The 23,450-nt window shown below is 42.5% G+C and carries 29 protein-coding genes; 1 reads left to right on the top strand and 28 read right to left on the bottom strand.

Annotation, left to right across the window (positions count from 1 at the left end; translation table 11 throughout):
* Positions 1-121 precede the first annotated feature (121 nt).
* The 24 genes from GKR71_RS00595 to GKR71_RS00485 all read right to left on the bottom strand — a co-directional run bounded on the left by GKR71_RS00595 (position 122) and on the right by GKR71_RS00485 (position 20,737).
* Positions 122-601, bottom strand: a complete 480-nt coding sequence (locus tag GKR71_RS00595) for a type II toxin-antitoxin system death-on-curing family toxin (protein WP_230084988.1) — start codon at positions 599-601, stop codon at positions 122-124.
* Between the two features lie 12 nt (positions 602-613).
* Complete coding sequence (locus tag GKR71_RS00590; RefSeq protein WP_108478930.1) at positions 614-793, bottom strand: hypothetical protein; 180 nt, start codon at positions 791-793, stop codon at positions 614-616.
* 311 nt (positions 794-1,104) lie between these two features.
* Positions 1,105-2,631, bottom strand: a complete 1,527-nt coding sequence (locus tag GKR71_RS00585) for a phage tail fiber protein (protein ID WP_154633773.1) — start codon at positions 2,629-2,631, stop codon at positions 1,105-1,107.
* A 39-nt stretch (positions 2,632-2,670) separates the two neighbouring features.
* Complete coding sequence (locus tag GKR71_RS00580) at positions 2,671-3,684, bottom strand: DUF6453 family protein (protein WP_154633772.1); 1,014 nt, start codon at positions 3,682-3,684, stop codon at positions 2,671-2,673.
* Positions 3,681-6,494 (bottom strand): phage tail tip protein J-related protein, encoded by a 2,814-nt coding sequence (locus tag GKR71_RS19975; RefSeq protein ID WP_154633771.1) that lies wholly within the window; start codon positions 6,492-6,494, stop codon positions 3,681-3,683. The genes GKR71_RS00580 and GKR71_RS19975 overlap by 4 nt, the downstream gene beginning before the upstream one ends.
* Complete coding sequence (locus GKR71_RS00570; RefSeq protein WP_154633770.1) at positions 6,495-6,893, bottom strand: DUF6950 family protein; 399 nt, start codon at positions 6,891-6,893, stop codon at positions 6,495-6,497.
* A 58-nt stretch (positions 6,894-6,951) separates the two neighbouring features.
* A complete protein-coding gene (locus GKR71_RS00565) occupies positions 6,952-7,332 on the bottom strand; it encodes a hypothetical protein (RefSeq protein ID WP_154599488.1) in 381 nt (126 codons plus the stop codon).
* 46 nt (positions 7,333-7,378) lie between these two features.
* Positions 7,379-7,960 (bottom strand): hypothetical protein, encoded by a 582-nt coding sequence (locus GKR71_RS00560; protein WP_154599487.1) that lies wholly within the window; start codon positions 7,958-7,960, stop codon positions 7,379-7,381.
* Positions 7,960-8,553 (bottom strand): hypothetical protein, encoded by a 594-nt coding sequence (locus GKR71_RS00555; protein WP_154633769.1) that lies wholly within the window; start codon positions 8,551-8,553, stop codon positions 7,960-7,962. Before GKR71_RS00555 ends, GKR71_RS00560 begins: the two co-directional genes overlap by 1 nt.
* Before the next feature lie 2 nt (positions 8,554-8,555).
* Positions 8,556-11,507 (bottom strand): phage tail tape measure protein, encoded by a 2,952-nt coding sequence (locus GKR71_RS00550; RefSeq protein ID WP_154633768.1) that lies wholly within the window; start codon positions 11,505-11,507, stop codon positions 8,556-8,558.
* 225 nt (positions 11,508-11,732) lie between these two features.
* Positions 11,733-12,077: a hypothetical protein gene (locus tag GKR71_RS00545; protein WP_036975543.1), complete on the bottom strand. Its 345-nt coding sequence runs from the start codon at positions 12,075-12,077 to the stop codon at positions 11,733-11,735.
* A complete protein-coding gene (locus GKR71_RS00540) occupies positions 12,077-12,541 on the bottom strand; it encodes a major tail shaft subunit (protein WP_036983293.1) in 465 nt (154 codons plus the stop codon). The genes GKR71_RS00545 and GKR71_RS00540 overlap by 1 nt, the downstream gene beginning before the upstream one ends.
* Positions 12,542-12,563: 22 nt before the next feature.
* Positions 12,564-12,977, bottom strand: a complete 414-nt coding sequence (locus GKR71_RS00535; RefSeq protein ID WP_036975540.1) for an HK97-gp10 family putative phage morphogenesis protein — start codon at positions 12,975-12,977, stop codon at positions 12,564-12,566.
* Positions 12,974-13,363 carry a hypothetical protein gene (locus tag GKR71_RS00530; protein ID WP_154633765.1) on the bottom strand — a complete coding sequence of 130 codons (390 nt, stop codon included), beginning with the start codon at positions 13,361-13,363 and terminating at the stop codon, positions 12,974-12,976. Before GKR71_RS00530 ends, GKR71_RS00535 begins: the two co-directional genes overlap by 4 nt.
* Positions 13,350-13,676 carry a phage head closure protein gene (locus GKR71_RS00525; RefSeq protein ID WP_154633764.1) on the bottom strand — a complete coding sequence of 109 codons (327 nt, stop codon included), beginning with the start codon at positions 13,674-13,676 and terminating at the stop codon, positions 13,350-13,352. Before GKR71_RS00525 ends, GKR71_RS00530 begins: the two co-directional genes overlap by 14 nt.
* A gap of 8 nt (positions 13,677-13,684) precedes the next feature.
* The gene (locus GKR71_RS00520; RefSeq protein ID WP_112860028.1) at positions 13,685-13,987 is read right to left on the bottom strand and encodes a head-tail connector protein; all 303 of its coding nucleotides are present in this window, start codon (positions 13,985-13,987) and stop codon (positions 13,685-13,687) included.
* A gap of 88 nt (positions 13,988-14,075) precedes the next feature.
* Positions 14,076-15,296, bottom strand: coding sequence for a phage major capsid protein (locus GKR71_RS00515; RefSeq protein ID WP_154633774.1), 1,221 nt, complete (start codon positions 15,294-15,296; stop codon positions 14,076-14,078).
* A gap of 15 nt (positions 15,297-15,311) precedes the next feature.
* Positions 15,312-15,917 (bottom strand): HK97 family phage prohead protease, encoded by a 606-nt coding sequence (locus GKR71_RS00510; protein WP_154628574.1) that lies wholly within the window; start codon positions 15,915-15,917, stop codon positions 15,312-15,314.
* Positions 15,907-17,139 carry a phage portal protein gene (locus tag GKR71_RS00505; RefSeq protein WP_224120093.1) on the bottom strand — a complete coding sequence of 411 codons (1,233 nt, stop codon included), beginning with the start codon at positions 17,137-17,139 and terminating at the stop codon, positions 15,907-15,909. The genes GKR71_RS00510 and GKR71_RS00505 overlap by 11 nt, the downstream gene beginning before the upstream one ends.
* A complete protein-coding gene (locus tag GKR71_RS20270; RefSeq protein WP_195848947.1) occupies positions 17,129-17,290 on the bottom strand; it encodes a hypothetical protein in 162 nt (53 codons plus the stop codon). The genes GKR71_RS00505 and GKR71_RS20270 overlap by 11 nt, the downstream gene beginning before the upstream one ends.
* The gene (locus tag GKR71_RS00500) at positions 17,287-19,017 is read right to left on the bottom strand and encodes a terminase large subunit (protein WP_154633762.1); all 1,731 of its coding nucleotides are present in this window, start codon (positions 19,015-19,017) and stop codon (positions 17,287-17,289) included. Before GKR71_RS00500 ends, GKR71_RS20270 begins: the two co-directional genes overlap by 4 nt.
* Positions 19,014-19,508, bottom strand: a complete 495-nt coding sequence (locus GKR71_RS00495; RefSeq protein WP_154633761.1) for a phage terminase small subunit P27 family — start codon at positions 19,506-19,508, stop codon at positions 19,014-19,016. Before GKR71_RS00495 ends, GKR71_RS00500 begins: the two co-directional genes overlap by 4 nt.
* Before the next feature lie 21 nt (positions 19,509-19,529).
* On the bottom strand, positions 19,530-20,048 hold the full coding sequence (locus GKR71_RS00490; protein ID WP_154633760.1) for a KilA-N domain-containing protein: 519 nt from the start codon (positions 20,046-20,048) through the stop codon (positions 19,530-19,532).
* A gap of 335 nt (positions 20,049-20,383) precedes the next feature.
* Positions 20,384-20,737 (bottom strand): HNH endonuclease, encoded by a 354-nt coding sequence (locus GKR71_RS00485; RefSeq protein ID WP_154633759.1) that lies wholly within the window; start codon positions 20,735-20,737, stop codon positions 20,384-20,386.
* 111 nt (positions 20,738-20,848) lie between these two features.
* Here GKR71_RS00485 and GKR71_RS00480 point away from each other — a divergent pair, with 111 nt between their 5' ends.
* Positions 20,849-21,535 carry a hypothetical protein gene (locus GKR71_RS00480; RefSeq protein WP_154633758.1) on the top strand — a complete coding sequence of 229 codons (687 nt, stop codon included), beginning with the start codon at positions 20,849-20,851 and terminating at the stop codon, positions 21,533-21,535.
* A 450-nt stretch (positions 21,536-21,985) separates the two neighbouring features.
* Here the strand turns inward: GKR71_RS00480 and GKR71_RS00475 are convergent, their stop codons facing one another.
* The 4 genes from GKR71_RS00475 to GKR71_RS00460 form a co-directional block, all read right to left on the bottom strand.
* Positions 21,986-22,282 (bottom strand): hypothetical protein, encoded by a 297-nt coding sequence (locus tag GKR71_RS00475; protein WP_154633757.1) that lies wholly within the window; start codon positions 22,280-22,282, stop codon positions 21,986-21,988.
* On the bottom strand, positions 22,254-22,724 hold the full coding sequence (locus tag GKR71_RS00470) for a hypothetical protein (protein WP_230084985.1): 471 nt from the start codon (positions 22,722-22,724) through the stop codon (positions 22,254-22,256). The genes GKR71_RS00475 and GKR71_RS00470 overlap by 29 nt, the downstream gene beginning before the upstream one ends.
* 91 nt (positions 22,725-22,815) lie before the next feature.
* Positions 22,816-23,385, bottom strand: coding sequence for a lysozyme (locus tag GKR71_RS00465; RefSeq protein ID WP_336431404.1), 570 nt, complete (start codon positions 23,383-23,385; stop codon positions 22,816-22,818).
* Positions 23,366-23,450: HP1 family phage holin (locus tag GKR71_RS00460; protein WP_255454050.1), on the bottom strand; the 85-nt coding region annotated here is incomplete at its 5' end. The genes GKR71_RS00465 and GKR71_RS00460, both read right to left, overlap by 20 nt.

Here is a 23,450-nt window from a genome sequence, read left to right as displayed (position 1 = left end):
TGAAGAAACGCTGGAAGAAATCTGGAATGATGGAGACTGGATGCCTGAAATGAAAGAAACTGAGGAGGTGGAGTATTTCGATAAATGATCAGATTGCGCCAACCACTCGAGCTGGCGCTACTTAGTCTATATTTATTTTAATTACAGAACAGGTTTCGATATTTACTTGTTTACAGCATAGCTGCCTAGAGTCAAAGTCTCTTGACCAATTGCAAAGCCAACTATCTAGCTCATCAAGTGAATATTCTTTAGTTGCCAAGCCCCGAGCCATTTCGACCACTTCATCTTCCGGGGCTGTTAGTTCATAGCCATTGAGCAACAAAAAGACATACCCAGCCATCATAGCTGTTCGCTTATTGGCATTGGCAAAAGGATGATTTTGAATCAGACTTTCAATTAACACAGAAGCAAGAACAAACATATCGTCTGTTTGTTGGTAGTACTTAACTTGGCTTGGTCTTGATTGAGATGAACTAAGATTGTTGAAATTCAATACTTCTATTGGCTCATTAGGAGTTTGTAGCTCTATCAGTTTTCTATTAATGTTTATCAAATCATCAGTAGATAGATAGTTAATCCCTTCAACAAACTCCCCTGTGATATTCAACACTCACTATACCTTAGCTAATTTTTCCATGGCTTTTTCATAGCGAGTGAAACCAAAGTCAAAGGCATTATTGACTTGATTGTCATGATTTGCTTGCTCGCTCATGGCAGCTTTTGGTGCTGCAATTTTACTTTTGTCACGAGCAGGTATATTTAAGCGGCTAGGCTTTTGCAGTGCGTGACCCATAATAACCTCTTTATAAACCAATGAGTTGTAATTTACATCTAGGTATACGATGCGTATTACCTTTGGTTATAATGTAAGTTAAGTTACATTAAGTCAACAGTTTTGCTTGTATTTTACATTGACACTCGTATAATTCGCGCCCCGCGAGATTGACACGACCTGAACATATCTGCAACTGAAAGTTAGTTAGATAGAACCTGTTATGCTTCGCAAGAACAAATCATAAAAAGAGTTGGTGACCACTTGGTTCAATCCCTAAAGAATAAATATATGATTGCGCCAACTACTAGAGCTGGCGCATTTATTTTTAATTACAGCAATACGTCATTATCACCAAGTCCATATTGTTTACGTTCCGTAGCTTCCTGTTCTGCTCTTTCCGCTTCTTCTGTTAATCGCTCTGCTTCTAGTTTAGCAAGCCTCTCAGCTTCAGCTAGCTTCTGATTGTAGATAGAATCACTCGGCATATTCACACGAACATCAATCCAGTGGCCATTGGGAATATCACAAGGCTCACCCGGAGTTAACTCAACCATTTCCCCATCAACTTCTTTAAGAAATTCAGGGTAAAGCTTGAATCGCTCATATTGAATATTCTGCGGCAAGTCATGCTTGCGATATGTCGTATAAAGCACGATATCGCCATCCTCATCAGGCTCAACGATGCGACCATCGAATGGGTGCGGTTTACCTTTTTCAAGTACATCATAAAGCGCATACACAAGTGGAAGTTGGTTAATGCCGCACGGGATAGTAATACCACCATGAACTCCACCCCAGCTAGCATCAGAGTGTAAACCAAGCACTCCATGCAGTTGATAAATTCCAGTGTGCAGCTTTTTGAGCGTTACACCTTCTGATTCTTCGTTTGTATCTATATGCTCTGCGAATACCTTAATGATCGGGGATGCGGCTTTTAGATTGCCGTTTGAGTCTTTGGTTGTATTTGCTTGAGTATAAAACTCATACCATCCTCTCCAAACGCCACGCTCACGTTGACGAAATGCAATTCGCGCTTTTGCATCACCCTGAATTTGCGTAACAAAGCCCGTGTTATCAGCACCTCCCGGTCTTTTCATTGAAAGAGCCGGTGCGTAAGTTGCAAAAAAATTGATTGAATCTCCATCTGCTGCTGTAAACTCGGTTGATTCAATCGTGTTAGCATCTTTTGAACTTGCTGTTCCACCAATTCCGTATTCATCAACACGCATAAGTCGACCCGCCTGAGATGGAAAATAAAGGTCAGTGGGTTTTCCGTCTCTTGTAATTCTAAGAATAGGTACTTTTTGTATGAAGTTAAATTCAACTGAGTTACTTTCATCACTACCTGCTGCGGCTCTCACTGACCATGAAGCAGTGATTGCGCCTAAAAGCTTCCCTCCTTCCTTATCAAACTTCCCATCAATCAGTTTCTTCAGCGCGATGATACTTTCGAGTCTTACCGTTTCCCCTGTTGGCGTTTTGATTTCAACAATGCCGTCCTGCGTCATCCATGTATCCATGTTGCGCAGGAAATACTGGATATACTGCTGATTCGCTAGCATCTTGCGAACACCATCGCTCATGCTATCCAGAACGAATGTCGCTATCTGATACTTGGCTGCTGAAGCTGCCACTGGCACCGGATAAGTTAAGTTAATCTCGGTGTCTGAATTCACCGATAACACTGTGTTCATGTACACAACGTTATTGATGAGATAAGAGATTGGACAGCCTTCAGAGATACCTGCCAAATTATCTTTCCAGCGCGTTCCGGTACCTTTTATTTTTGTTTGTCCCGCTGTCGTTGCGATTGTGCCTGTTTGATAAATCATATTAACTCCAAAATTTGGACGCAAAAAAACCGCAATTAAGCGGCTTATCGTTGAATTGAATATTTAGAAGTAGTCGTTGAGGTCTATGGCGTAGCTGCCGCCGTAGATTATTTTTTGGTCATAGATATCCATTGATGACCCTGTGTATATTGGGTAACTTCCAATGGTCCACAAACGAGCACCAATAAGCTTATTTCCAGAAACTTTATAACCGCCTGCAAATATGTTGTATGAATCCCTTTCTTCTTCAACCCAAGGCGATGGCGTATCAAATGTAAACATTGGCGCTGCGAATGAGCTCGTCGCTGAATTTTTGTTAAGTGTAAGTTGATGACCATTTTTAACGAATGGGACGTAATCAGAGCTGTACGTCACTTTGCCTGCACTATTCCATATAGTTAGCCCATCTGCTGGTTGCAAATTGAGCCCGTATGAAAAAATAACAATGTATACATCACCTGCCCCATTAGACCATACCTGTTTATTTGCACGGTCATATCTCAATACATGGCTTGACGATGCTGGACGCATAAAAACACAGGCTGAATCACGGTTCGGGATAGTGGCAGGAATTGACCATTTTTGCCGGTCAGTTAAGCGAATTTTTTCTCTAAATACACAGTAAGATAAATCACTTTCTTGCGTTATCCCCCTAAAATTGTCGATTGCACCATCAATGCCATTAATGAATATTCCATATGTATTTTTAGGCACCTCCTTTAGAGTGCCAAATAACATAAAGTGAGACTCCCCATCATTACCTGGTAACCATCCGCCACCCCAGTCTATCTGGCTATACTCACATCTGAACGTATCCCCATCCACCCACCATCTACTAATTAAAACTTTAGATACATAACCATAAGCATTAAACTGACATATTGACATTGGCACAATTACAACGTCGTACTTTGACAGTCCGGGGATATTAAAGCTTTTCACTTTATTGTATTTATCGCCAGACCACGGATCGACGGTGATTTTTTTAATGAATGAAAGGGGAAACGTTTTATTAGTGATTTCAATCGGTTTACCGCCATCCTTAGGATTTACAAATAATCCGTAATCATCACTCATGTTGGACGCCTCCCCACTTTTACAGCCCATCTTCCATTTTCGTCATAGACTGTCATTCCGGTACCATCGACTAACACCCGACCTGCATCCCCGACGATTTTGAAATCTCCACTAATGAGCAGCTTATTGAATTCAGCATCACCTGTTTTAGCATCGATATTAAAACCCACCTTGCCGGGGACATAGTTTGCTGACGTCATTTTGTCAGTTACAACCACGCTATTTAGCCACGCTTTATCGATGAACGTTTCATTCATGAAAATCTGACCGTTCTTCATATACATAAACGTTTCAAACTTGCCATTAGATGGGTTGATGAATGCAAAGTTATTTGCCATAAATCCGATGTAAGTGCTAACTTTTCCTGCCTTCACTTCAGCACTAATAACCATACCTGCTTTATAGAATTGCTTGTTGTACCAAACACCTGCGTTCACATCCCAAGTAGCATACCCTTCACCAGTAGCCGTAAACTCAGTTGTTGCCTTCGTGTCAATAAGCGCACTTTGCTCACCAAATTGAGCTTGTACCCGAGTTTGTGACTCTGAGAATGCTTTATCTAAACTTGCAATAGCTTGGTCGTTTTTAATGACACCTGCTTGAACGCCTTCAATTGATGCGGTGATCTCAACAATAGATTGCGCCCACGCTAAATTAGCATCCGCAAACATGCGATCTAATCGCTTAATTTGTGCCATCGATTGACCGTGTTTTGTAAATAAATCTTGCTGGACTTCGAATGTTGCAGAGCCTTGTATTAAGTTTGCTTCATTGAGCCAGTTTATTTGTTCAGTAAGTCGATTCCCAGCTTCAGTAGTCATGAACTGGTTACCCATTTCATCTAACGCGCCTTCTGGTAAAGCATTAGGTTGTCCAGTCGCTTCAACGAATTGAGACTTTCCGTAACTGTTGACCGTTCTAACATAAAACCAATAATCGGTACCCGCTTTTAAATTTTCTTTCGTCCAGAACTGTCCTTGCCCTAATCGATTGGATTTTGTTGTAACTTCCAAATCATTAGTGTTGGCCAGCTTCTTGTCGCTGAACCAGAATTCAAATGTATAGCCGTGTTGTGCTGACTCGCCAGCGCGTGGAACGCACGTCAATGAGAACATCCCGCCAGTCACTTCAACACTGACAGGCTTAGGTGGGGATTGAATATCAAAATCAATAATGGCAGGTGCAGACATGGCGCCAGCGGCATTGATTGAACGAACTTCAGCGCGATAGGATCCGCGAACAAGTCCTGACAAGTCGACTCTATCTTGCGGTACCTGAATTGATTGAATCACTTTCCCATCTTGAATAATGTTCACTGTATTGTAGCGAACATCTGCAGCAGCTGATTTCCAACTCAGATATCCTTGCACAATCTCTCCGATACTAACCGGCACAAATGCAAGGTTTAACGGTGGCGCGACACCACCTGTTGGAAGCGCGGTGAACGGTGGTCTAACGAATGGCTTTCCAATTACATCCTCATAAATATAAGTACCATCTTCTTCAAGGAGGATATCAACACCTTCCTGCGGATGAAATTTCCACTCTGCAATGCGGAACTCAAGGTTTTGAATACCAATATGCGGCAGGTTTAATAAAATCACTTCTCCAGGTCGGTACGCATAGCCGTCCATGTTCATTTTTAACTGAATGCGGCGGCCCGCTCGCTTCTTACGTAAATAGAGATTGGCTAATCGACTGGCTTGGTATGGACTAGTGACAAAGCGATAATCCATGTTCTCTTTGATTTCTAACCCATCTTCATCAATCCATTCTTCGATAATGACAGGCTCAAAGTCAGTTTTGATATACACCTGTTCAGCATCAACAAACGTCCCGTAAATCGCATTAGTCGCATCACGTAAAGCCAGTTCCGGCGTGATGTTAACGGTATCAATGATTTGATTCGGTTCAATGCGTAATACTGCAGGACCATTGTAAGCCTGCATTAAAATCCCGTGCTTTCCAGCTACATAGGTCGGCTCCGCTGCAATGCATTTGTGCATGTGATCGAGTATCGATGCTGGAGATTCAGAAAGTTCATAGGCCCCATTAATTGTGTAGCGTGGTTCGGCAACGCCTTCTGGGCTAACGACTTGTTCGTCACACAGATCTGCAGCGACCTTGAATGATTCAAAATCAATATCAGCATCAGGCACACCAAGATAACTACGATAAAAATCGAGAACTACCAGTGCACCATTGTTGCTCCAAATTGTTTTATTCGTGCGAGGATCGAATAGCAGCTTACCCCAAACTTCCACTTTGACGTTCGGCACACCGTACGGGAATTTTTCAGCATCGTATCTCAGTGTTAATCGTAACCATGCCAAACCATCCCCGATCATGTCCTCTTTCCATGATGGTGCATTCTTTAGCATGTATGGGTCACAATCAGTCCGGGAGTTATGAAACTCATAACCCGCTTTATCGCCAAAAGTTCCTATCAAATCATCATTCAGCCAAATCTTGCCGATGTGATCAACTTTGTGTGCAGCAATGGCTAATGCCATAAATAGACGTTCATTTTCATCTTGTTCGCCGCGCTCTTCTTCTGCGAAAAACAATAAACCAGAACACACCGTTTTCCCCACAATAATAGTTTCTGATGCAACCGCAGAGCGTAGCATTTGTTTTCGTTCAGATTGGTCCCGATAGCTCATCGATGGCATTTTATCTTTGAAGATCATGGTACCAGCAGCTTGCACAGCAATACCCGCTACAATTAATGCTGTACCCAATCCACCTGTGGCGATGACCCCTGCAATCATCAACCCAGCAGAGACAATGTTAGTGACTGTCTTTCCCATTTACTCCACTCTCCACGCTTTGACTGGTTGATGATTGACTGGAATCGCTCCTGACTCAGTAACCGCCCAAACTTTATTGGCCCATATAACGCCAAGCGTCTTCCCATCATCGCCATTGAACATGACGATATCGCCGCGTGTTGCTTTTTCTGGCTCAATTTCTGCAAAGAAATCTGATAGCCCTGTTTCCAAGTCACCGAACTCAGATTTTAAGACTCGCATTGCTCCAGATTTGGTTTTATATCTGCCACGCGCCTTTTCTGCGATATCGATGCCGCATACGGCAACAGCACAATCGGCGGCAAATAAGCAACAATCATGCTCGCCCCATGCAAATGGTTTCTGCGTTGCTTTTTGAAGGGTTTCTGGGAGTCTGGTTGTCCAGTTAGGATGTCGCATTGCTGATCTCCGGGCATAAAAAAACCCGCCGAAGCGGGTCTGTTTTAAAGCTATTAGGCTAATAATTGCAGGTATGCTCAACCATACCTTTCGTTAGCAAATCACTTGCTATAGTTGTACTATTCTTGTGAATTTTTATATTTCCATTATCTATATAAACGAAAGTATAAAACCCTTTATTACCAGTGAATCCACCGAATGAATTTTTAGCGTTAACATACCCACAAACTTTCATAGATGACGATTTTCCATCATTTACCCTTTCTACAATCTTTAGCTTACTAAATTGTGCCGACTGAGGATCTAGAAGTACCTCAGAAACAGAAGCTTCTACAGCAGAATAGATTTTTTTATCGGTTACTTTAAAAGACATAACAGCAAAATAAATGATAACTAGGATAGCCAACGCGCCAAGTACATAGGTTATTTCTTTTTTCATAATTAAATCCAACAAGTTATTACTTTCGCATCAGAATAGATGATCCCTACTTATAAATAAATGTTGGCGCATCTTTTTTGCTACCCCAATAGATAGCACGCTCCGCCATTTGTGCAACATAACGAAAAATACGATCACCCGTGTGCCTCTTTGTCCATGATTCATCGGTGAATCTATCAGGCAAACCTTGTGACCATCGCTCAAAGCGGTTTGATACCGTCACGGCAACTTCGTTATTATTACCCGTAGTCACACCAATATTTGATATTTGACCAGCGAACACAATTTCAGCTACAGCGGGTTTCCCATCACCACCTAAAGCCACCAGCATTAAACTGACATTTCTACCACGACTTCGCTCATTCATAACATCGGCAATTAAAAGTGAGTCAAAACCAGAAAGTGACAAGATAAGTTGTTGTGGGCTTGTGGTGTTACTTTCCGAAACTGTTTCTATGCTCCCCAAAGAACCCACGCCTAAATAGACTTCCCCCGCAATAATCAAATTGCCAATCCCTGTATGGGCTCTTGTTACCCCTGACTTCAAATCAAGTTTTGCAGCAATGACTAATTCAGCCCCATCATTAATTGCTTTGACCATGCTGTTAGAAAATGGATGATAAAGCATTAGAATAACGCCTCCTCAAACGTAATTGTTACATTAGAAAAGACGCCCGGTCTGTATTGAAAATTACCCTGATCATTGCTGGTTAATTTAAAAACTCCAAATGGACGCACAGTTTCTAATTTATCATTGGCTGCTGGAGAAATCCTTAACATAGGTGAAATAGGGATAACTGCATTCCCTTCTTTGTCACTAATGACATTATCAGTGACCATTTTCAACTCATTACCAACCGTCAAATAATCGCCTTTACGCAATATAATTGAACTAGCTATCCATCCTTTAGTTTGTAATATTTTACCTGTTTGATTGGCGGTACTTATTCTTGCTTCACCTTTTCCAGTCAATCCTTGACGCAACCAATTGCTAATTTTTACTCGGCCACTTTCACCATCAAGCGCCGCCATAAGAACCTCTAGATCGCGTGATAATTGCTCGGTAAGATTATTAAAGGTTAATGTGCAGCGCCAACGGCTACCAGGAAAGCGCACTGTTTGCACGCTTCCGGTAAAAACAGACGCAAATGATTTACTATTGCTGATTAATTGCCAGTTCATTGTTGCTGGCACAACGGCTTCTGGCCACTCTAATACCATGATTACCTCTCAAGGGATCCTCGGATTTTTCCTCTCGTCATAAAATCACGCTGTATTTTAGCTAAAGCGTCATCTGAACCTTGCTTTGCCCCCATCTTTGCAGCTTCTTGCATTGCATCATAAAGAGCCTGATCACCATTGCCAGTAACGTGGAATGTTTGATGAATAATAATACTTGGCGCGGCTGATTGTGCTTGCTCCAACCCTAGAACCCTAACGCCTAGCGAACCATCCCTTCCGCGAGTTAATGGCATAATCGCCTCTGGTCCAGCCTCACCCATTAACCCCATCCCAGGAACGCCACCCTTAGCAAAAGGAAATAACGTTGGAGATTTCACAATACTATTACGATGGGCGCTTAACCCAGGAGACTCATAAGTATTACCTTTGGCATTTGGTGTGGCTTTTAGTCCCATTGCATCACCAAAAGCGGTACCAGTAAAACCTGCTTTTAGAGCATTGAAGATCATCATCTGGAAGATCATTTTAGTAATTTCAGTCACTACTGATTGGGCAAAATCGGCAAAGTTTAATTTCCCTGTCGCAACGAAGTTAGCCAGCATACCTGACATGTCACTGAGGGCTGAATTACTAATAGATCGCATTTGGTCATAAACGTTTTCAGCTGTATTGCCAAAATCTTGCACACCTCTAGCCATTCCTTTGTAAGCATCCTTCTGATCTCTAGATTTATCTTTCGACGATTGACGAACAATTTCTAACTGCTTTTGCTCTTCTTGAAGTAAAAATGCCGTTTGGTCAGCATAGAGTTGAGATTTTTTATCTGAAACTTCCTTGTCCAATTGATAGCGTCTTTGCCTGAAGTCATCTTGAATACGCTGCTCTTCAAGCATTAAATCATAAGCATTTTGACTCATCGTCATTTGCAAGATTTGATTTGTTGCATCTTGACTAATTTTTGACGTTTTTTGCATAACCTCAAAATTTTGGTCATCAAATTTCTTTCGCAACTCCTTAAATTTAATTTCTTTTTCTAACTCAGCGTTTTTTAGTAACTGTGTGCGGATCTCAACATGGTGTGATTGGATGCTTTTTTGTCGAGCATTTAAATGCTGCCCTTGCAATCCAATTAATTCTTGTTCAAAGGAAGCAAGCTTACGCTCTGATGCAGTAAGACCTTCAGTTTCTTCCAATTGAGCTCGTAGTGCGGCACCTTGTTGCAAAAGCTGTTCTATACGCTGCTTTCCTTCATCAACAATAGGGTTACCGCCTGTTTTCTTTGGCGCAGCAAATAACTTATCCAGTCCCTTTATGGCTTGCTGATATTCATTTGCGGAAATAGTGCCCTTATCCAGCATATCCTTGAATTGCTTTTGCCTTTCATAGCGTTCCTTTTGTTGATCAACGCCAGCTGAAAATGCAGCATTAAAATTAACCTGTAGATTCAAGCTTTCTGTTAAATTTTTTTGTTGTTCAATTTGTTGTTTTTGCTGCTCTTCTTGCTCTTGCTTTAGCTTGTCTGTTAATAAATTCTTTGTTGCTACATACATACCAAGAAATGGGTCTTTACCACCCATATCTAGATTGCGGATTGTCATTTGCAATCCAGCATAAGCTTTATCTAGCTCCCTAATTCTAGTTTCGTGATTTTTTGCAAATGCATTAGTTTTTTCATGATATTCACTCTCAGCAGCTATTGCTGCTAATTTTGCTGCATTAGCTGCTTCATATTTTTTACCTTCCCTATCAAGTCTTGCTATTCTTTCTATCACTTGCGCATCAATGATATGCCCTGCATCGATTGCCTTTTGCAATCCCTCGACAGGGCGATCACCTAAAGCAACTAATCTGGATACTAGGTCATCGACACTACCACCTGACTTTTCCATCTGAACGCCAAGCTCTGAAACTTGGTGAAGCAAATCACCAGAAAAACCCGCACTAGCGGCGGCAGTCACCGACTTATAAGCTTCTGCAGTTCCACCTAGCTCATTCGCTAGATTTCGCAGATCATAGGCGGTTGTTACAAGCCCTAACCCGCCTTTTTGCAAGGCTGCATTGAAGGCTTTTTGGCGCTCTTCGGCTTGCTGATATTGAGAGTATAAATAAGTAAAAGCACCCGCTGACGCCATAATGCTAATACCAACAGCTCCACCCATCATGCCCCATGCACTTTTAAACAAACTGGCACTATTCGCCGCCGCACGCTGTGAGAAGGTTAGTTCTTTGCTGACATCGGATAATTGAACTGTCGCAGCTGCTAGATTTTTCTTACCATCAAGCTCGCTTTTATCAGCCAAAATAATGGCATTAGACGCGCTCTGCATTCGCTTCTTGGCATCGGCTTCGGCAATATTTGCCTCACTGATAATGCGTGCGTTTTTAGCATGATCCTCAGCATAGCTGACTGAAATACCATGCTGCTTATTCACTTCAACTTGTCGCTCTAAATACTCATCGAGCGCAAAAGCTTGCTCTCTACGGGCAATGGCTTCATCACGCATTTTTGCTGCAAGATTGATTTTTTCTTGGGCGCTTTTTCTATCCGCTTGAGCCCCTTCGATTTGAGCACGAGATAAATTAATAGCCTCTCTCGCGGCTTCTTGTGCGACTCGCTGCTGTTCTGCTAAAGAAAATTTAACACTGTTGATGTTCTCTAATGAGCGTTCCAGTGCAGGAATAAAACCACCAATTAAACTACTGGTCGCTACCGATGAACCCGCAGAAACACTGGTAAGTGCATTTCTTAGTTGAGCAAATCCAAGTTGTGAGTGTCTCGCCAATTGGCCAGAAGCAGATAAATCAGCACCCGCCTTTCTGGCACTGGCTGACACTTCTAATAATCTTTCCGCTGTGTTACCCGCATCTTTCGTTGCTGCTTGTGCGAATTTTTGGGATTCTTTTCGCGCAGAGTCATACGCATCAAAGACTTGTGATTTAAAAGAGGCTGCGTTGAGGTGTAACGCAACCGCTAAACTTGCAACGTCAGCCATTTAAGAGCCTCATGACATTATTACACTGCTCTTCCACATTTGATGGAAGCGGTGTTTGGGTTATTGGAGGGTGTTCGCCTTGCTCCGGCTCCTGATCAGGCTCATGAGAGAAAAAAGCCTGCCAGTGAGTGATAATATCTGCAGGCAATTGTGCTATTTTGCGTGGGTCTGGCTCACCCCACCTGTCAGCCAGTTGGAAAATCAACTTAAGATAGGGTGAGTTGGTTAGTTTTTTTTAGCTTCCTCAACCGAGCCATAACTGTATTTTTGTACGAATGCCATCGCAGAAAGTAGTGTTGGCGTATCGTGTACCGTCACTAATTCATCCGCTGTAGGTAACTCATCTTCAGGGATTGGATTACCTTTTTCATCGCAAATCGCTTTTAAAATCAACTTAGCACCAGCCTTACTAGCGTCTGAACTAAATCCGGTTTTTTGAGCTTCCTGAAGGTCATGCTCATATTCATCAAGCTCAGCAATTGTTAGCCGGCGAAGAAAGACTTTGGTACCTAAAATTGAATGTTCTTCAATGTGGGGTGTAGGTTTCAGAAGAGATGACTTCAGAGACATTATTCTGTACCTCCAGCAGTAGCAACACCCCATGTGATGTTATTTTGCTTACCTTTTACAGTAATTTGGATAACCTCATTCGCAGGCGCTTCAAGGCTATTCATTTCCCAGCCAGATAATGCCAAAATCATGGTTGCTGTACGTTTGTTAGGTAGCTCAAGGTAAAACTGCACTACTTCACGGGCATTCGCAGCGTTCAAAAATGCAGCAAAATCTGCATTCTCTGGATCATCGATAAACCCAAGTGATTTTTCAGGTCCATCCGGTAAATCAGAGATTGATTGTTTGTTTTTATCGATAAGCGTAGTGCAATCAACAAACCCGCCAGTTAGCCCCGTTGCGCCTGTTGCTTTGCAGTTTTCCAGTGCTTTCATCTGCTCAACGGTATCACCCGGTTTACCAAATTTAACGATAGTGCCGGCAGGCAACATTGCATATTCAGGGGATGATTTTTTATCAGCCATATTGATAGCTCCAATAGTTTAATTAACGATATTTTTCGATGCTTGCACGTATTTCCGATGCAAGTGTGTTGAGAATAAATTGACGGTTATAATCCAACGCGGGTCGGATGAATGGATTCGGTATCTGTTTGACAGTGCCAAATTCTTGCGCCTTTGCTTTCATATAATGCGCTTTAGTAGGACCCACTCTTACCGTCATGACAGAGAGTGTTTTGTTGTCCTTCATTCGGCTTGTAGTAGTAATTTTGATGCTGTCTCTCATGTGCTCAGCTTCGCTTGTCGCATCATAACCAGCATGCTTTTTCATATCGTCCAACACGGGTGTCATTGCCTCTCGCCCTGCTTGCCTTAACACCTTTGTAGTAATTTCTTCTCCTAGTTTATTTAGCTCATACTCCAGGTCTTTTAATCCCTTCACTTCAACCGTCATTCTCATGTGGCGTCCTCTGGATAAGTAAGAACAAAATCACGCATCACTCTGAAAATAACGCGCTTATCTGTCTGCTCCTCTCGTGACTGCATGAAGGCCCCGCGCTGAACGGTTTGTACGGGATATGAACCGATATGACCGTGCGTGATGTTTTCCCAAGCTTCAAGCACCAAAGCTTCTAGCTTCAACGCTTTGGCATAATCATTGGGGATCTGAAAGGTAATTTGAAAACGCGATTGAACAAGGGCGGTTTTAGCGAGCCCAGTAAGCATTTTAGGGTCGCTGATGCGCTGATAAATAACCCCTTCCAACACATCAGATGGCAGTCCTAACGGATATGCCTTTAATCCTGTTAGTCGCTCCAAATCGGCTTTAATGTCAGTTTCTATCATGCTGATTGTCAGCCTCCGTCGTTATGATTAGTCGGTCTGACTGGTTTCTATCAACAGCGCGAACCGTAAAGTTGCGATTTTGATAAGTGATGAACCACCCGATATTAACGTCGCTGCGTGGTCGAATAGTGAATTGGTACGTTTCAATAACCTGCTGTTGATCGGCGGTGCGTATTTTCCGGTTAGACATCGCCTCCGCTTTTGCCCAAACATCTTTGACTTTCACCACGCTAGATTTAGGGACGCCGAGCTCATCCCTCACTTCCTCGATACGCGATAACCAAATCCGCTTATTGAGTTCGCCCGCTTTCATATCCCCCCCTAAATATTGATATAGCGATATGGCTCCAATAGCGCTTTAAATCCGGCAGACATACCCGTTGTTTCTCTATTTTCATAGAAATGACCCACCGCCAGCATAATGGCCAACTCAATATCCTCCGAGATCTGCAAACCATCTGGATCGGATTCAGGAATATCACCGTCATAAAGCGTTCTGTTGATGTAGTTTTCTGCCCGCTTCTTAGCCGCCAGCATATACGTGATCAGCAAGTCATCTTCTGTTGCATTGTCATCGTCAATCCGACATTGCGCCTTTAACTTCTCCAATGTGGGTAATGGCATGTTTTCACCTTAATGTCTGCGACCATGACCAGATCGCAGGCACAAAAAAACCGCAATTAAGCGGCACTTGACTGGGGGGTATTAATAATTATTTTGTGGCGCCTTTACCGACTAGCGCCTTAATCGCTGAAGTATCTTCAAGGACACAATCGAAGCGGTGGAACGCCAAGAATGCTGTCTGGTCATATTCAGCATAACGCTCAACTAAACGTTTCAGAGTCATGTAGGTCACACGACGCAAAATGAATCGATCAAAGTCACCGCAGAAGATGAATTTCTTACCCGCTTCCATTTTATCAATGGCCTGATCAACCACATATTGCATACCCAAGATAGTCGAAGGAGCAACGCCAGCAATCGATGGCAGCCACAGTGGGCGTTTTTGTGCATCCTCCATTTCTTTCAGGTTTTTTAATGTGTCATCGTTGAACGCTAAACGGAACTTAGGTCCGTTTCGGTATGCAGGGTCTAACGCATGTTCTAAAGCGTTAATATCTTTCCACCCAAACGTTGCGGATGCATCAATCGTACCAGTGACGGAAGCATCTAGCCCTTTAGGCTGCAGCGGCGATCCAGTCCCTGTGCCTTTAACTAAATACTTCGCTTCACCGCGACCAATCCGCCGAGCAATACGGCTACCTAAATATGCTTCAATATTCACGCCGCTATCTTGAAGTAACTCGTTTGATACGCGAATAATTTTAGAGGAAAGCTTTTTCGCACCTAAGATTGCAGTGCCAAATTCTACATCTTGTTCGCTAGCCGCTGTATTTTCGCCTAATAATTCCCCTTCTTCCTCTGTGCCATCCGAAGTGGACCATGTAATATCTTGTCCTGTTGATGTTGTTAAAATTTGTGCGACGCTGGCAATGCCACCATATGCCTTCATCTGCTCAATAATTTTATTCAGCATTTGTGTCGGTACGGTATACCCCCCTTTTTCATCCGGCGATGTTCCCTGCGCACGTAATTCTTTAAGCGCTTGACGCTCTTCCGTTGATAACTCACCGAACCCGCTACGCACAAAGCGATCAAAGGCTAAATTACGACGTTCGACTTTTGCGGCTTCAGGGTCATTATCAGGATTACGACGCTGCTCTTGCTCTTTGTCGTCAACAAATGACTGGTCTAGCGAACGTAATTGTTCTTCACGCTCAATTTGTGCTTCCAAGTTTTCAAGCTCTGTTTTCGCTTTATTCCACTCGGTGCGCTGCTCATCGGTCATCACACCTTCACCCACTTTTTCGTGAATAGCACGCATATCGACAGCGATGGTGTTACGTTTCTGTTTTAATTCATGAAGCTTCATAGTCATAGTATTACCTTATGCATTGAGTAAAGTTAAAATGCGCTCACGCGCTAATTTTTGATTAATCGCTTTTTGCAGATCACCGCCATTTCGCGCTTCCTTCCAAGCTTCCATCGAACGTACTGCGGCACCAGCATCTTGATAAGCCGGATAAGTCACTGGACTCACATCGAATAAGCGCGAGAATTTGTGAATTTCACGAATAATCACGCCTTCATCATCTTGATACCAATCCTCACCATCTCGGGCGACACGAAAGGCAAAAGAACTTTGGTTAATATCACCACGCTGCATCGGTGCTAGCACTAAATCACGGATAGTTTGAGTGTCCGGTGCGGTGATGTCATAAACCAAACCACGCTCATTCACACTTAAAGACAGCGTTCCTGCCGCTGTTCTTCCGAGAATATAGTTAGGATCATGGTTGAATAATCCGCGAACATCATCATTAAGCACGTCATCAAACGCCCCCGGCTTAATGATTTCTTTAAATCCATACATCAACTCAGAACGAGAGTCGAAAACAGAGCCCAGCCCGATAATATGGGTTGCTTGATTCTCTTCTCCGGGTTCGGCTCTCACTTCTCCCATATAGCAGCGAGTTTCTTGATTACTGCTCATCATTATCTCCTTTGGGTTTTTCTGTTTGACTTCCCACAGGCTGAGCAGCGTTAACACTGACTAACATTTCGTCCAGCCCATCAACTGGGTTCATATCTTCAAAAGCACGCACTTCATTTCGACTCATCCAACCATCCGTAATCGCAAAATGATAAAATTCAGCGCGTTCTTTCGCCGTACCTCGTAATAAGCCCGCCAAATTGAAGCGAACATAAAATCCCGCCTTTCGCTCTTGTCGCGTAAATAAACGTCGGTTTAATTCTTGCTCCCAATTCACCGTCCACGGCATGATTGAGTGCCGAACAAACTGAATAGCTTGCTCTGAAATATTAGAGAAGGTGGCTTTTTCGAGGTCATTGATCATGTGGGCAGGAACGTTAAAGATCCCCGCAATCATGGAGCGGTTCAATTTCAGCATATCGATTAGTTGAGCATCGACAGGGGAAACCGTCAGCGCTTTATAATCAAGCTCAGCGGGTAACAACATCGTTTTATTTTCTTGGCTACGTAAAGCCGCCGATGCTTTTTGCCACATTTCCTTTAGCCTGTTCCAGCCGTCTGTTTTTAACTCCCCTTTAACAGAAACAATACCAGCCGGTCTTGCATTCCCGCCGAAAAATGAACTCGTATACTTCTGTCCGCTCATTCCCATACCGATAGTTTCAGCATGCTGAACAATAGGACTAATACCCATGCGCTGGTTATTCCCCAGAGCGCGAATGTGGATCATGTCATCAGGACTGATGGCAAAATTGCCGAGTTCGTTGTAAACACCGTAGGTATAACGGCCTCCTGTATTTAACAGGGTTGTTTCCCACGGCATACATGCCTCAAGGTTAGTCACTTCCCCTTTACGGTTTCGCACAACCTGTGTGTACCCATTTCCCCAACCAAGCACATGCCGATGTTTAGTTTCTCGCCATTTATAACTAGTTTGCCATTCGTTAGGTTCATCATGAACGAGGTGAAATAAAGGATGGTCACGCGCAGTTTCAACTTTATTGCCAGATTTACGCATAACATGTAATGGCATTTGAGCAATAGATGAAGAAAGTACGTAAATACACGCATACACTGCGGCAAGCTTCATCGAGGTTTCAGGGCTAACGTGCACATCAGCAGTGAAAATTCCATCTGTATCAATAGAATCAGAAGTAATGGGTACCGATGGATTTTCAATGTTTGTCGGTCCATCGCTACGAAATAATGCATTAAGAAGCACGTTTCCCCCTCATTGCAGCCACTAATGCATAAACCACCAGCACGGAACCGCCGATCATTAATGTATTGGGGAGCCCATAATTTAGATAACAGCCTGCCATCACCACGCTGAAACCAATCAATGCAGTGATATCGAGAAATAAGTTTTTCATAGGAATAGTAGATCTTCGTCAGGATTAAGTGAGGAAAGAAAATCGCTATCTTCATGAAGCATAGCTCGCCCAATTGCCATAATTAACGCTACTGCACCGTCAATTTTGTTTTCATTTTGCTCTTTGATGGGTCTAACCACATCATCATTGCCCGGCAAAAACTTACCCACCACATTCCCCATACACCACGTCATAATTGGATTTCCATCATGGTGAAAACGCCCTGAGGCAATAGCTGCTTCAAGCTCTTTCATGGGGTCTGACATGTTTGTGTAATTTTGAACAATGGTGATAGGGTTTAATCCCTCATCCGCTAATTGGTGAGATAAATTAGTTGCACCGTGTGGGTCAATTGGACTTTCATCAATCGGATTATTCAAGTTATCTGCTTTGGCATCCTCCAAAATAACGCGATAATCAATTTCAGCACCATCGGTTAGTTTTAAGTGCTTAGTTTCAACCCACTTTCTGAATCGTTCCGCAGTTCGTTGATTTTCAATATCAGCACCAAAAACAGCATCATAGGGAACATAAAAACTAGGTGCTATACAGTAATAATGCCGTTTTCCGTCAATTTCACGCGTAAATAACTTAACTCGGGAGTTCATATCCAGTTTTCTGGCCAAGTCGAGCGATTGAACACACGATTGCCCTTCAAACATTTCCAATGTCAGTGTTTTATCTTCGCATTCTCGCCAACTCAGCATGTTGAAATACGCTGAACGCGCTGAAACCCAAATGTTTAGGTGCTTAGTTTTGAAGATGCTGGCAAGTCGAGGGTTATTTTTCGCTCTATTTTGTTGGCTAATGAGGAACTCACTGTAGACTGAAACCCCCATATTCGGGTTAGCCTTCTTCAGCGTATTAGGATCCGTCCAATCATCTCCTTCATCAACTGTATAAATAACGCCAAATAATTCATCGTTAGGTACCGTACCATTCAGCATTTCAATCACTTCACGCCGCTTATCGTAACAAGGTCCCTCGATATTATACCCAGCCGTAGTAATCGCCCACATTAGCGGCTGACGTCTAGCCCCCATCCCAGTAAGCATAGTTGTGTAGAGTGAATCAGTATCATGCTCATGATATTCATCCACAATCGCGCAGTGGGGTGATTGACCATCCCCAGGATCGCCGATAAGCGGCTCAAATCGTGCACCGTCTTCAGGGCGGTTCATATTTTTAGCGTTAACCTCGATCCCAAACGCCTCTGTGAGTAACGGTGTGCGTTTGCACATTAGCTTTGCAGGTCTGAATACTTCCCACGCTTGCTTTTCCGTTGTCGCGCCAGAGTAAACCTCTGCGCCAAACTCGTTATCACAAGTAAAGCAATACAATGCCACACCCGCTGAAATAGCGGACTTACCATTTTTACGGGGTATTTCGGTATAAACTTCACGGAAACGCCTAAGCTTCGTACCTTTTTGTACCCAACCAAACGCACAACAAACAATGAAAAGTTGCCACGGTTCGAGTGTAATAGGCATGCGCTTAAACGCCCACTCCCCTTTTGTGTGAGGTAATAACTGAATAAACTTAGCAGCTTGCTCTGCTAAGTCTTTATCAAATCGATAACGGAATTTACGCCCTTTCTCTTGGGCAATATCATCAATATGTCGCTGGCAGGCATCAATGACATATTGACACGCCACAATCTTGCCACGCACTACATCACGCGCATATTGATTTGCCGCATTGACGTTCGGGTAAGATTTACGGCTCATGATGAAATAATCCTCATAAAGGGGTTATCTTGCTTTTTCTGACCAGCCATGCCAATTAATCGCTGACGACTACTTGGATCTAATCCCAGCATTGCACCAGTGCGATCCATTTCGCTCTCTTGTTCTTTTTTCGTTGTTAAATCGGGGTTTTTAATTGGTCCACCCGTTGCACCAATTAAGCGAGTTCCATCTCGCATGATCGCAATCACCGCATTACGCCAAATGTGGTAGGCAACGCACCAACGTTCAAGCACGGCTAAGTCGGTAATACATAAAATACCCTGACCACAAAGCTCCTTGATCGTGATTTCCCACATAACAACAGCAAGTTCTAATTCGTTTTCTGTAAACCAATCTGGCGGCGACACGCCTTTTAGTGGTGTGAATACCGGCTCATCTTTGTTGAGTGCTCTTTTACCCGGATTACCAGCCAACTCTTTTCTGGCGGTAGGCTTCGGGCGGCGACCAGACTTGCCCGGAGTGCCTGCCATAACAAAACCTCCAATAAAGCATTAATAGTCATCGATACCCGGCAAATAAATTTGAGCCTCAGAAGCAATTCTCTCTCTAGCGGTGAGTAATAATTGCTTTCTTCCACCAGATCCCCAGTTCGCCATTGTTCTTGCGCATCCACTAACATTTTTAGCTTCAGCATCAATGATGTAATCCAACTTATTTAGTCTAGCCATAATATCTAAGCCCTTTCTTGCGGCATCCTTGAAAGTGTTATAAACAAGGATTTCAAACTCAGGCTTTAACCAAGCCGCATATCGAATAACAACTAATTCAAGCGCCCATACACCATGATTTAACCCTCCGTTAATCACCTTTACCGCAGTGCAATTTTGCATTGCGCTTAATTTATCAACGAACGCTTTTACTTGCTTACTCCTCAGAAACTGGCTTGGATTTTGGTTTTCTCTGGCTTCACCATTGATTACCGCTGAAGCATGTAAATCATTCAGACTATATCGACCTTCATTATCCACTCTGACGGATACGCCATTAACGCTCACTCTTGGGAATTGCATAATGTTAACCTTACTTAGCAATGAACCTTGCTGCATAGGAGATCAGCCCATCGAAGCAACATCAGCTATAACTGATCACCTCAAGGCTCATTCCTAAGTACAGGTTCGATGTTTAAAAATAACGATGCATGCAGTGCACCAAATGACTAGTATAAAAAAGCCCCGCTATTGCGAGGCTTCTGATTTCTAATGCATAAATATGGCTAAACAATCAGCCAGTTTTAATTTCATTTTTCGCGGGTATAAAAATTGACTTAAGGCGGCGGTACTACAGGCGAGAGGGCTCAGGGATTTGACCCGCCCCTCCCCCTTGAGCATTGACGCCTATATAGGGATTATTTTCTGGTTCGCTCGCTTGCCGTCTTACTTCTATGACATGGCCAGCACAGTGATTGCAAGTTGCTATCATCATCGGTACCACCATGAGCCTTGGGCTTGATATGGTCCACCGTCTTGGCTTCAGTTGGTCTACCTGACTTCAAGCACTCTTGGCACAGATGCTTATCACGATGCAGAACGCGAGCTCGTATCTTATCCCACCTGGAACCATAACCGCGCTCATGCCGGCTCTTGCCTTGCTGGTGGCTTTCCCACCCAGTATTCATGTGATCTTGACAGTAGCCACTACGGTCAGTGGTTGTCTTGCTGCACCCATGCTTTCGGCAGGCGCGAGGAATGCGAGGTGGCATAGCTTTCTCCAGAAATGAAAAAGCCACCAGTGATTAAATGATAGCTATAAATAATGGAAAAATTTCTGTACTATTAAAAACTAAACATTAACTTAATTTATGAGTTGTATTATGAAAAAAATAACATGGTATGAAGCGCTCTTGGCTATATTTGTGTTTTTTGGCATTGTAGCCTCAATTTTGTATATACTTAGCGAGTACTATCGAGGATTTCTTTATCATGCTTTTATTTCCAGTAACATATTAATTGCTCTATTATTTATATTATTATTATTTATTCCTAAAGATAGAATCAAGTACAAAATAAACATGATAGATAAAACAATAACCGTTATAACCAATATCAGTTTGCTTTGTTCTTTTGTATTAACGATCAGCTTATGGGGAATTGTTCAGAAACCTCAGGAATCTCAAGTATCACTTCTAGAAATGATAAAGAATTATGACCGTTTGTATTATATAGCTTTCTTGTTTTTATCATTAGGTTTATTGTATTCTGCATTTAAACCAATACTATTATATAGATATAATTCCTACATAAATGAACTTAAGATAGATAATATGAATATAAATAATTCAGTGAAAAGTGTTATAAACGGCTTTGAATTTACCGCCACAAAAACTAAAGAAGGTATTATGGGAAAATTAACAGGTGGAGCATCTGCAGGAACGCCTATTAATTATACCGAGACTAAAAAATCAGCTTCTGAGTTAATAGTTGATATAGATAAAAACTACCCAGATATTGAATTTGAGGTTTTAAAAACTTTTTTAGATGCAGCAAAGTTAATAGAGTAAAATATAGTTATTTTTATGATAACCCTCAATATTGAGGGTTATCTTTATTAAGAAACACTATTTTCTAATATTTCTTGTACATCACATAAATTCATGCAAGTACGAATGGTGACACCTGTATCTAAGTGAATCTCAGTACCTCGAATGCCATTAAAACTAATGCCCTCGAAGTGAGTAATCCGGTCAAGTACCACTATGACACTTGAGTTATATCCGGGGCCATAAGGTGGGAAGCTGTAGGTTTTCACTATGCTGTTATCTCCATATTAATTTTCAAATACTGGAATAATTACACCGATGAAAAAGCCCCGCTATTTTGCGAGGCTCGAATTCGTAATATCCGCTTGAGATTACTACCTTTTTCAGATTGTGGTCATTCACGATTAACGTATAGTGACGTTACATTCATGAACTATTATTCTCTACTTTGCCTCGATATCTGGGGCATTTTTATTTTGTCTTAAGCCGCTCTATCTCTTCGCGATCAGGATGGCGGTAGTTGAGAATGTATTCTGGTAATTTTGTCAATTTTCCATCACTATCGCGCCCAACCATTGAAACTGAATTTACTACTGATGATGTATCAAAAGTTTCATCATACTCATGTAATAAAGCAGCCATTTTATCTTGCCATTCGATAGGCATTTCATGCATGAGAACTCTCGGCATAACTAAGAATGATGCATACGATAAGTTGAACCAATCCCACAGATCACCGCTATTTTTTGGTTGTGTTATTTCTTTCATATTCAATTTCCCGTATTGCTTCTATTTGCCCGTTAGCCTTATCCAATGCTGATAATAAAGAACCAATCCATAGCACCGCTTGGCAATAAGTTAGGGTACCGGTGGTAATGGTACCAACACTGGCTCGGTTAGTGTTTTGGGGATCGGCGTACATTGCCCGTAATTCGTGGGTGTACTTGAGCAACCCATCAGCAATAGGCTGAGGCACAGGCAAATCACAAGTAAGCTCTTTTTTGAGTATTTCACGGTATTCAATGACTTTCTCCTGTGACTTTGCTTCTACTTGAATACCACGACGATAAGCATCTGTAGCTATTTGATTGAAGCGATTGAATTGAAAGGATTGAGAAGCAATGACTTTGCTTTTGTTGATGTTATCCGCTTTAAGTAACGAATTACTTTCATGTTCAGTAACCGCCCACCAACCTGCAATAACTAGCATGAAAAAAAGCCAAAACGAGTTATCTATCTTCATAAGTTAACCTGCCGGGCTTTGTTGTAATTAACCGCACTTTGACAGCGTTTTTCTAAACTTACCTTGTCAGTACCACCGCAGGTATTGTCTCTGAGTGCATAGATGCCAGCTGCCACAAAGACAATGAATCCAGCGAGGAAGAGAAATAAGCCGAGTCGAACTTTCCAAGACATACAGCATTTTCTATCTCTCTGCGTGTTATCAAGCCTTTCCACTCTTTACCCCCTGCGTATGTCCAGCGTTTAAGTTCATCGCAAGCACCAGCAATATCACCAGCATTCAGCTTCTTCAGCATCGTAGAGCGCGCAAAAGCACCCGAGCCTACGTTATAAGCAAAGGAATAGATTGCGGCTCGTGTGTTATTGTCGATATCGACTTTAATTAGAGGGTCTACGCCCTTTCTGACTTTGCTGAGGTCTTTTTCAAGCAAAGCTAAACATTCTGAGTCTGTATAGGTTTTGGTGGGAATAATGTCTGCGCCGGTGTGCCCAAAACAAACCGTGGTCACGCCTACTACGTCTTTGTATGGCTTATATTCAACACCTTCAAAATAAGCAATCATTCCGACTGTTAATGAAATTAAGCCACCAGCAGCGGCAACCTTGATTTTATTTGGTATTTTTGCCACTGGATTCCCCTTCTCTTAATTTGAATTCTTTCCGCTTGTAGTACCAATTCACCAAAAATGTGGCG

Origin of the sequence: Providencia sp. wls1922 (genome assembly GCF_009706505.1) — a bacterium.
Taxonomy (GTDB): Bacteria; Pseudomonadota; Gammaproteobacteria; order Enterobacterales; family Enterobacteriaceae; genus Providencia; species Providencia lanzhouensis.
Note: the sequence above shows the minus strand (reverse complement) of the source record. Positions and strands in the feature narration are given on the sequence as shown.

What these genes read in the sequence shown, in the direction of transcription:
- GKR71_RS00590 (WP_108478930.1), bottom strand. Translation starts at nt 793, where the DNA reads ATGGGTCACGCACTGCAAAAGCCTAGCCGCTTAAATATACCTGCTCGT.
- GKR71_RS00580 (WP_154633772.1), bottom strand. Translation starts at nt 3,684, where the DNA reads ATGAGTGATGATTACGGATTATTTGTAAATCCTAAGGATGGCGGTAAA.
- GKR71_RS19975 (WP_154633771.1), bottom strand. Translation starts at nt 6,494, where the DNA reads ATGGGAAAGACAGTCACTAACATTGTCTCTGCTGGGTTGATGATTGCA.
- GKR71_RS00570 (WP_154633770.1), bottom strand. Translation starts at nt 6,893, where the DNA reads ATGCGACATCCTAACTGGACAACCAGACTCCCAGAAACCCTTCAAAAA.
- GKR71_RS00565 (WP_154599488.1), bottom strand. Translation starts at nt 7,332, where the DNA reads ATGAAAAAAGAAATAACCTATGTACTTGGCGCGTTGGCTATCCTAGTT.
- GKR71_RS00560 (WP_154599487.1), bottom strand. Translation starts at nt 7,960, where the DNA reads ATGCTTTATCATCCATTTTCTAACAGCATGGTCAAAGCAATTAATGAT.
- GKR71_RS00555 (WP_154633769.1), bottom strand. Translation starts at nt 8,553, where the DNA reads ATGGTATTAGAGTGGCCAGAAGCCGTTGTGCCAGCAACAATGAACTGG.
- GKR71_RS00550 (WP_154633768.1), bottom strand. Translation starts at nt 11,507, where the DNA reads ATGGCTGACGTTGCAAGTTTAGCGGTTGCGTTACACCTCAACGCAGCC.
- GKR71_RS00545 (WP_036975543.1), bottom strand. Translation starts at nt 12,077, where the DNA reads ATGTCTCTGAAGTCATCTCTTCTGAAACCTACACCCCACATTGAAGAA.
- GKR71_RS00540 (WP_036983293.1), bottom strand. Translation starts at nt 12,541, where the DNA reads ATGGCTGATAAAAAATCATCCCCTGAATATGCAATGTTGCCTGCCGGC.
- GKR71_RS00535 (WP_036975540.1), bottom strand. Translation starts at nt 12,977, where the DNA reads ATGAGAATGACGGTTGAAGTGAAGGGATTAAAAGACCTGGAGTATGAG.
- GKR71_RS00530 (WP_154633765.1), bottom strand. Translation starts at nt 13,363, where the DNA reads ATGATAGAAACTGACATTAAAGCCGATTTGGAGCGACTAACAGGATTA.
- GKR71_RS00525 (WP_154633764.1), bottom strand. Translation starts at nt 13,676, where the DNA reads ATGAAAGCGGGCGAACTCAATAAGCGGATTTGGTTATCGCGTATCGAG.
- GKR71_RS00520 (WP_112860028.1), bottom strand. Translation starts at nt 13,987, where the DNA reads ATGCCATTACCCACATTGGAGAAGTTAAAGGCGCAATGTCGGATTGAC.
- GKR71_RS00515 (WP_154633774.1), bottom strand. Translation starts at nt 15,296, where the DNA reads ATGAAGCTTCATGAATTAAAACAGAAACGTAACACCATCGCTGTCGAT.
- GKR71_RS00510 (WP_154628574.1), bottom strand. Translation starts at nt 15,917, where the DNA reads ATGAGCAGTAATCAAGAAACTCGCTGCTATATGGGAGAAGTGAGAGCC.
- GKR71_RS20270 (WP_195848947.1), bottom strand. Translation starts at nt 17,290, where the DNA reads ATGAAAAACTTATTTCTCGATATCACTGCATTGATTGGTTTCAGCGTG.
- GKR71_RS00500 (WP_154633762.1), bottom strand. Translation starts at nt 19,017, where the DNA reads ATGAGCCGTAAATCTTACCCGAACGTCAATGCGGCAAATCAATATGCG.
- GKR71_RS00495 (WP_154633761.1), bottom strand. Translation starts at nt 19,508, where the DNA reads ATGGCAGGCACTCCGGGCAAGTCTGGTCGCCGCCCGAAGCCTACCGCC.
- GKR71_RS00490 (WP_154633760.1), bottom strand. Translation starts at nt 20,048, where the DNA reads ATGCAATTCCCAAGAGTGAGCGTTAATGGCGTATCCGTCAGAGTGGAT.
- GKR71_RS00485 (WP_154633759.1), bottom strand. Translation starts at nt 20,737, where the DNA reads ATGCCACCTCGCATTCCTCGCGCCTGCCGAAAGCATGGGTGCAGCAAG.
- GKR71_RS00480 (WP_154633758.1), top strand. Translation starts at nt 20,849, where the DNA reads ATGAAAAAAATAACATGGTATGAAGCGCTCTTGGCTATATTTGTGTTT.
- GKR71_RS00475 (WP_154633757.1), bottom strand. Translation starts at nt 22,282, where the DNA reads ATGAAAGAAATAACACAACCAAAAAATAGCGGTGATCTGTGGGATTGG.
- GKR71_RS00470 (WP_230084985.1), bottom strand. Translation starts at nt 22,724, where the DNA reads ATGCTAGTTATTGCAGGTTGGTGGGCGGTTACTGAACATGAAAGTAAT.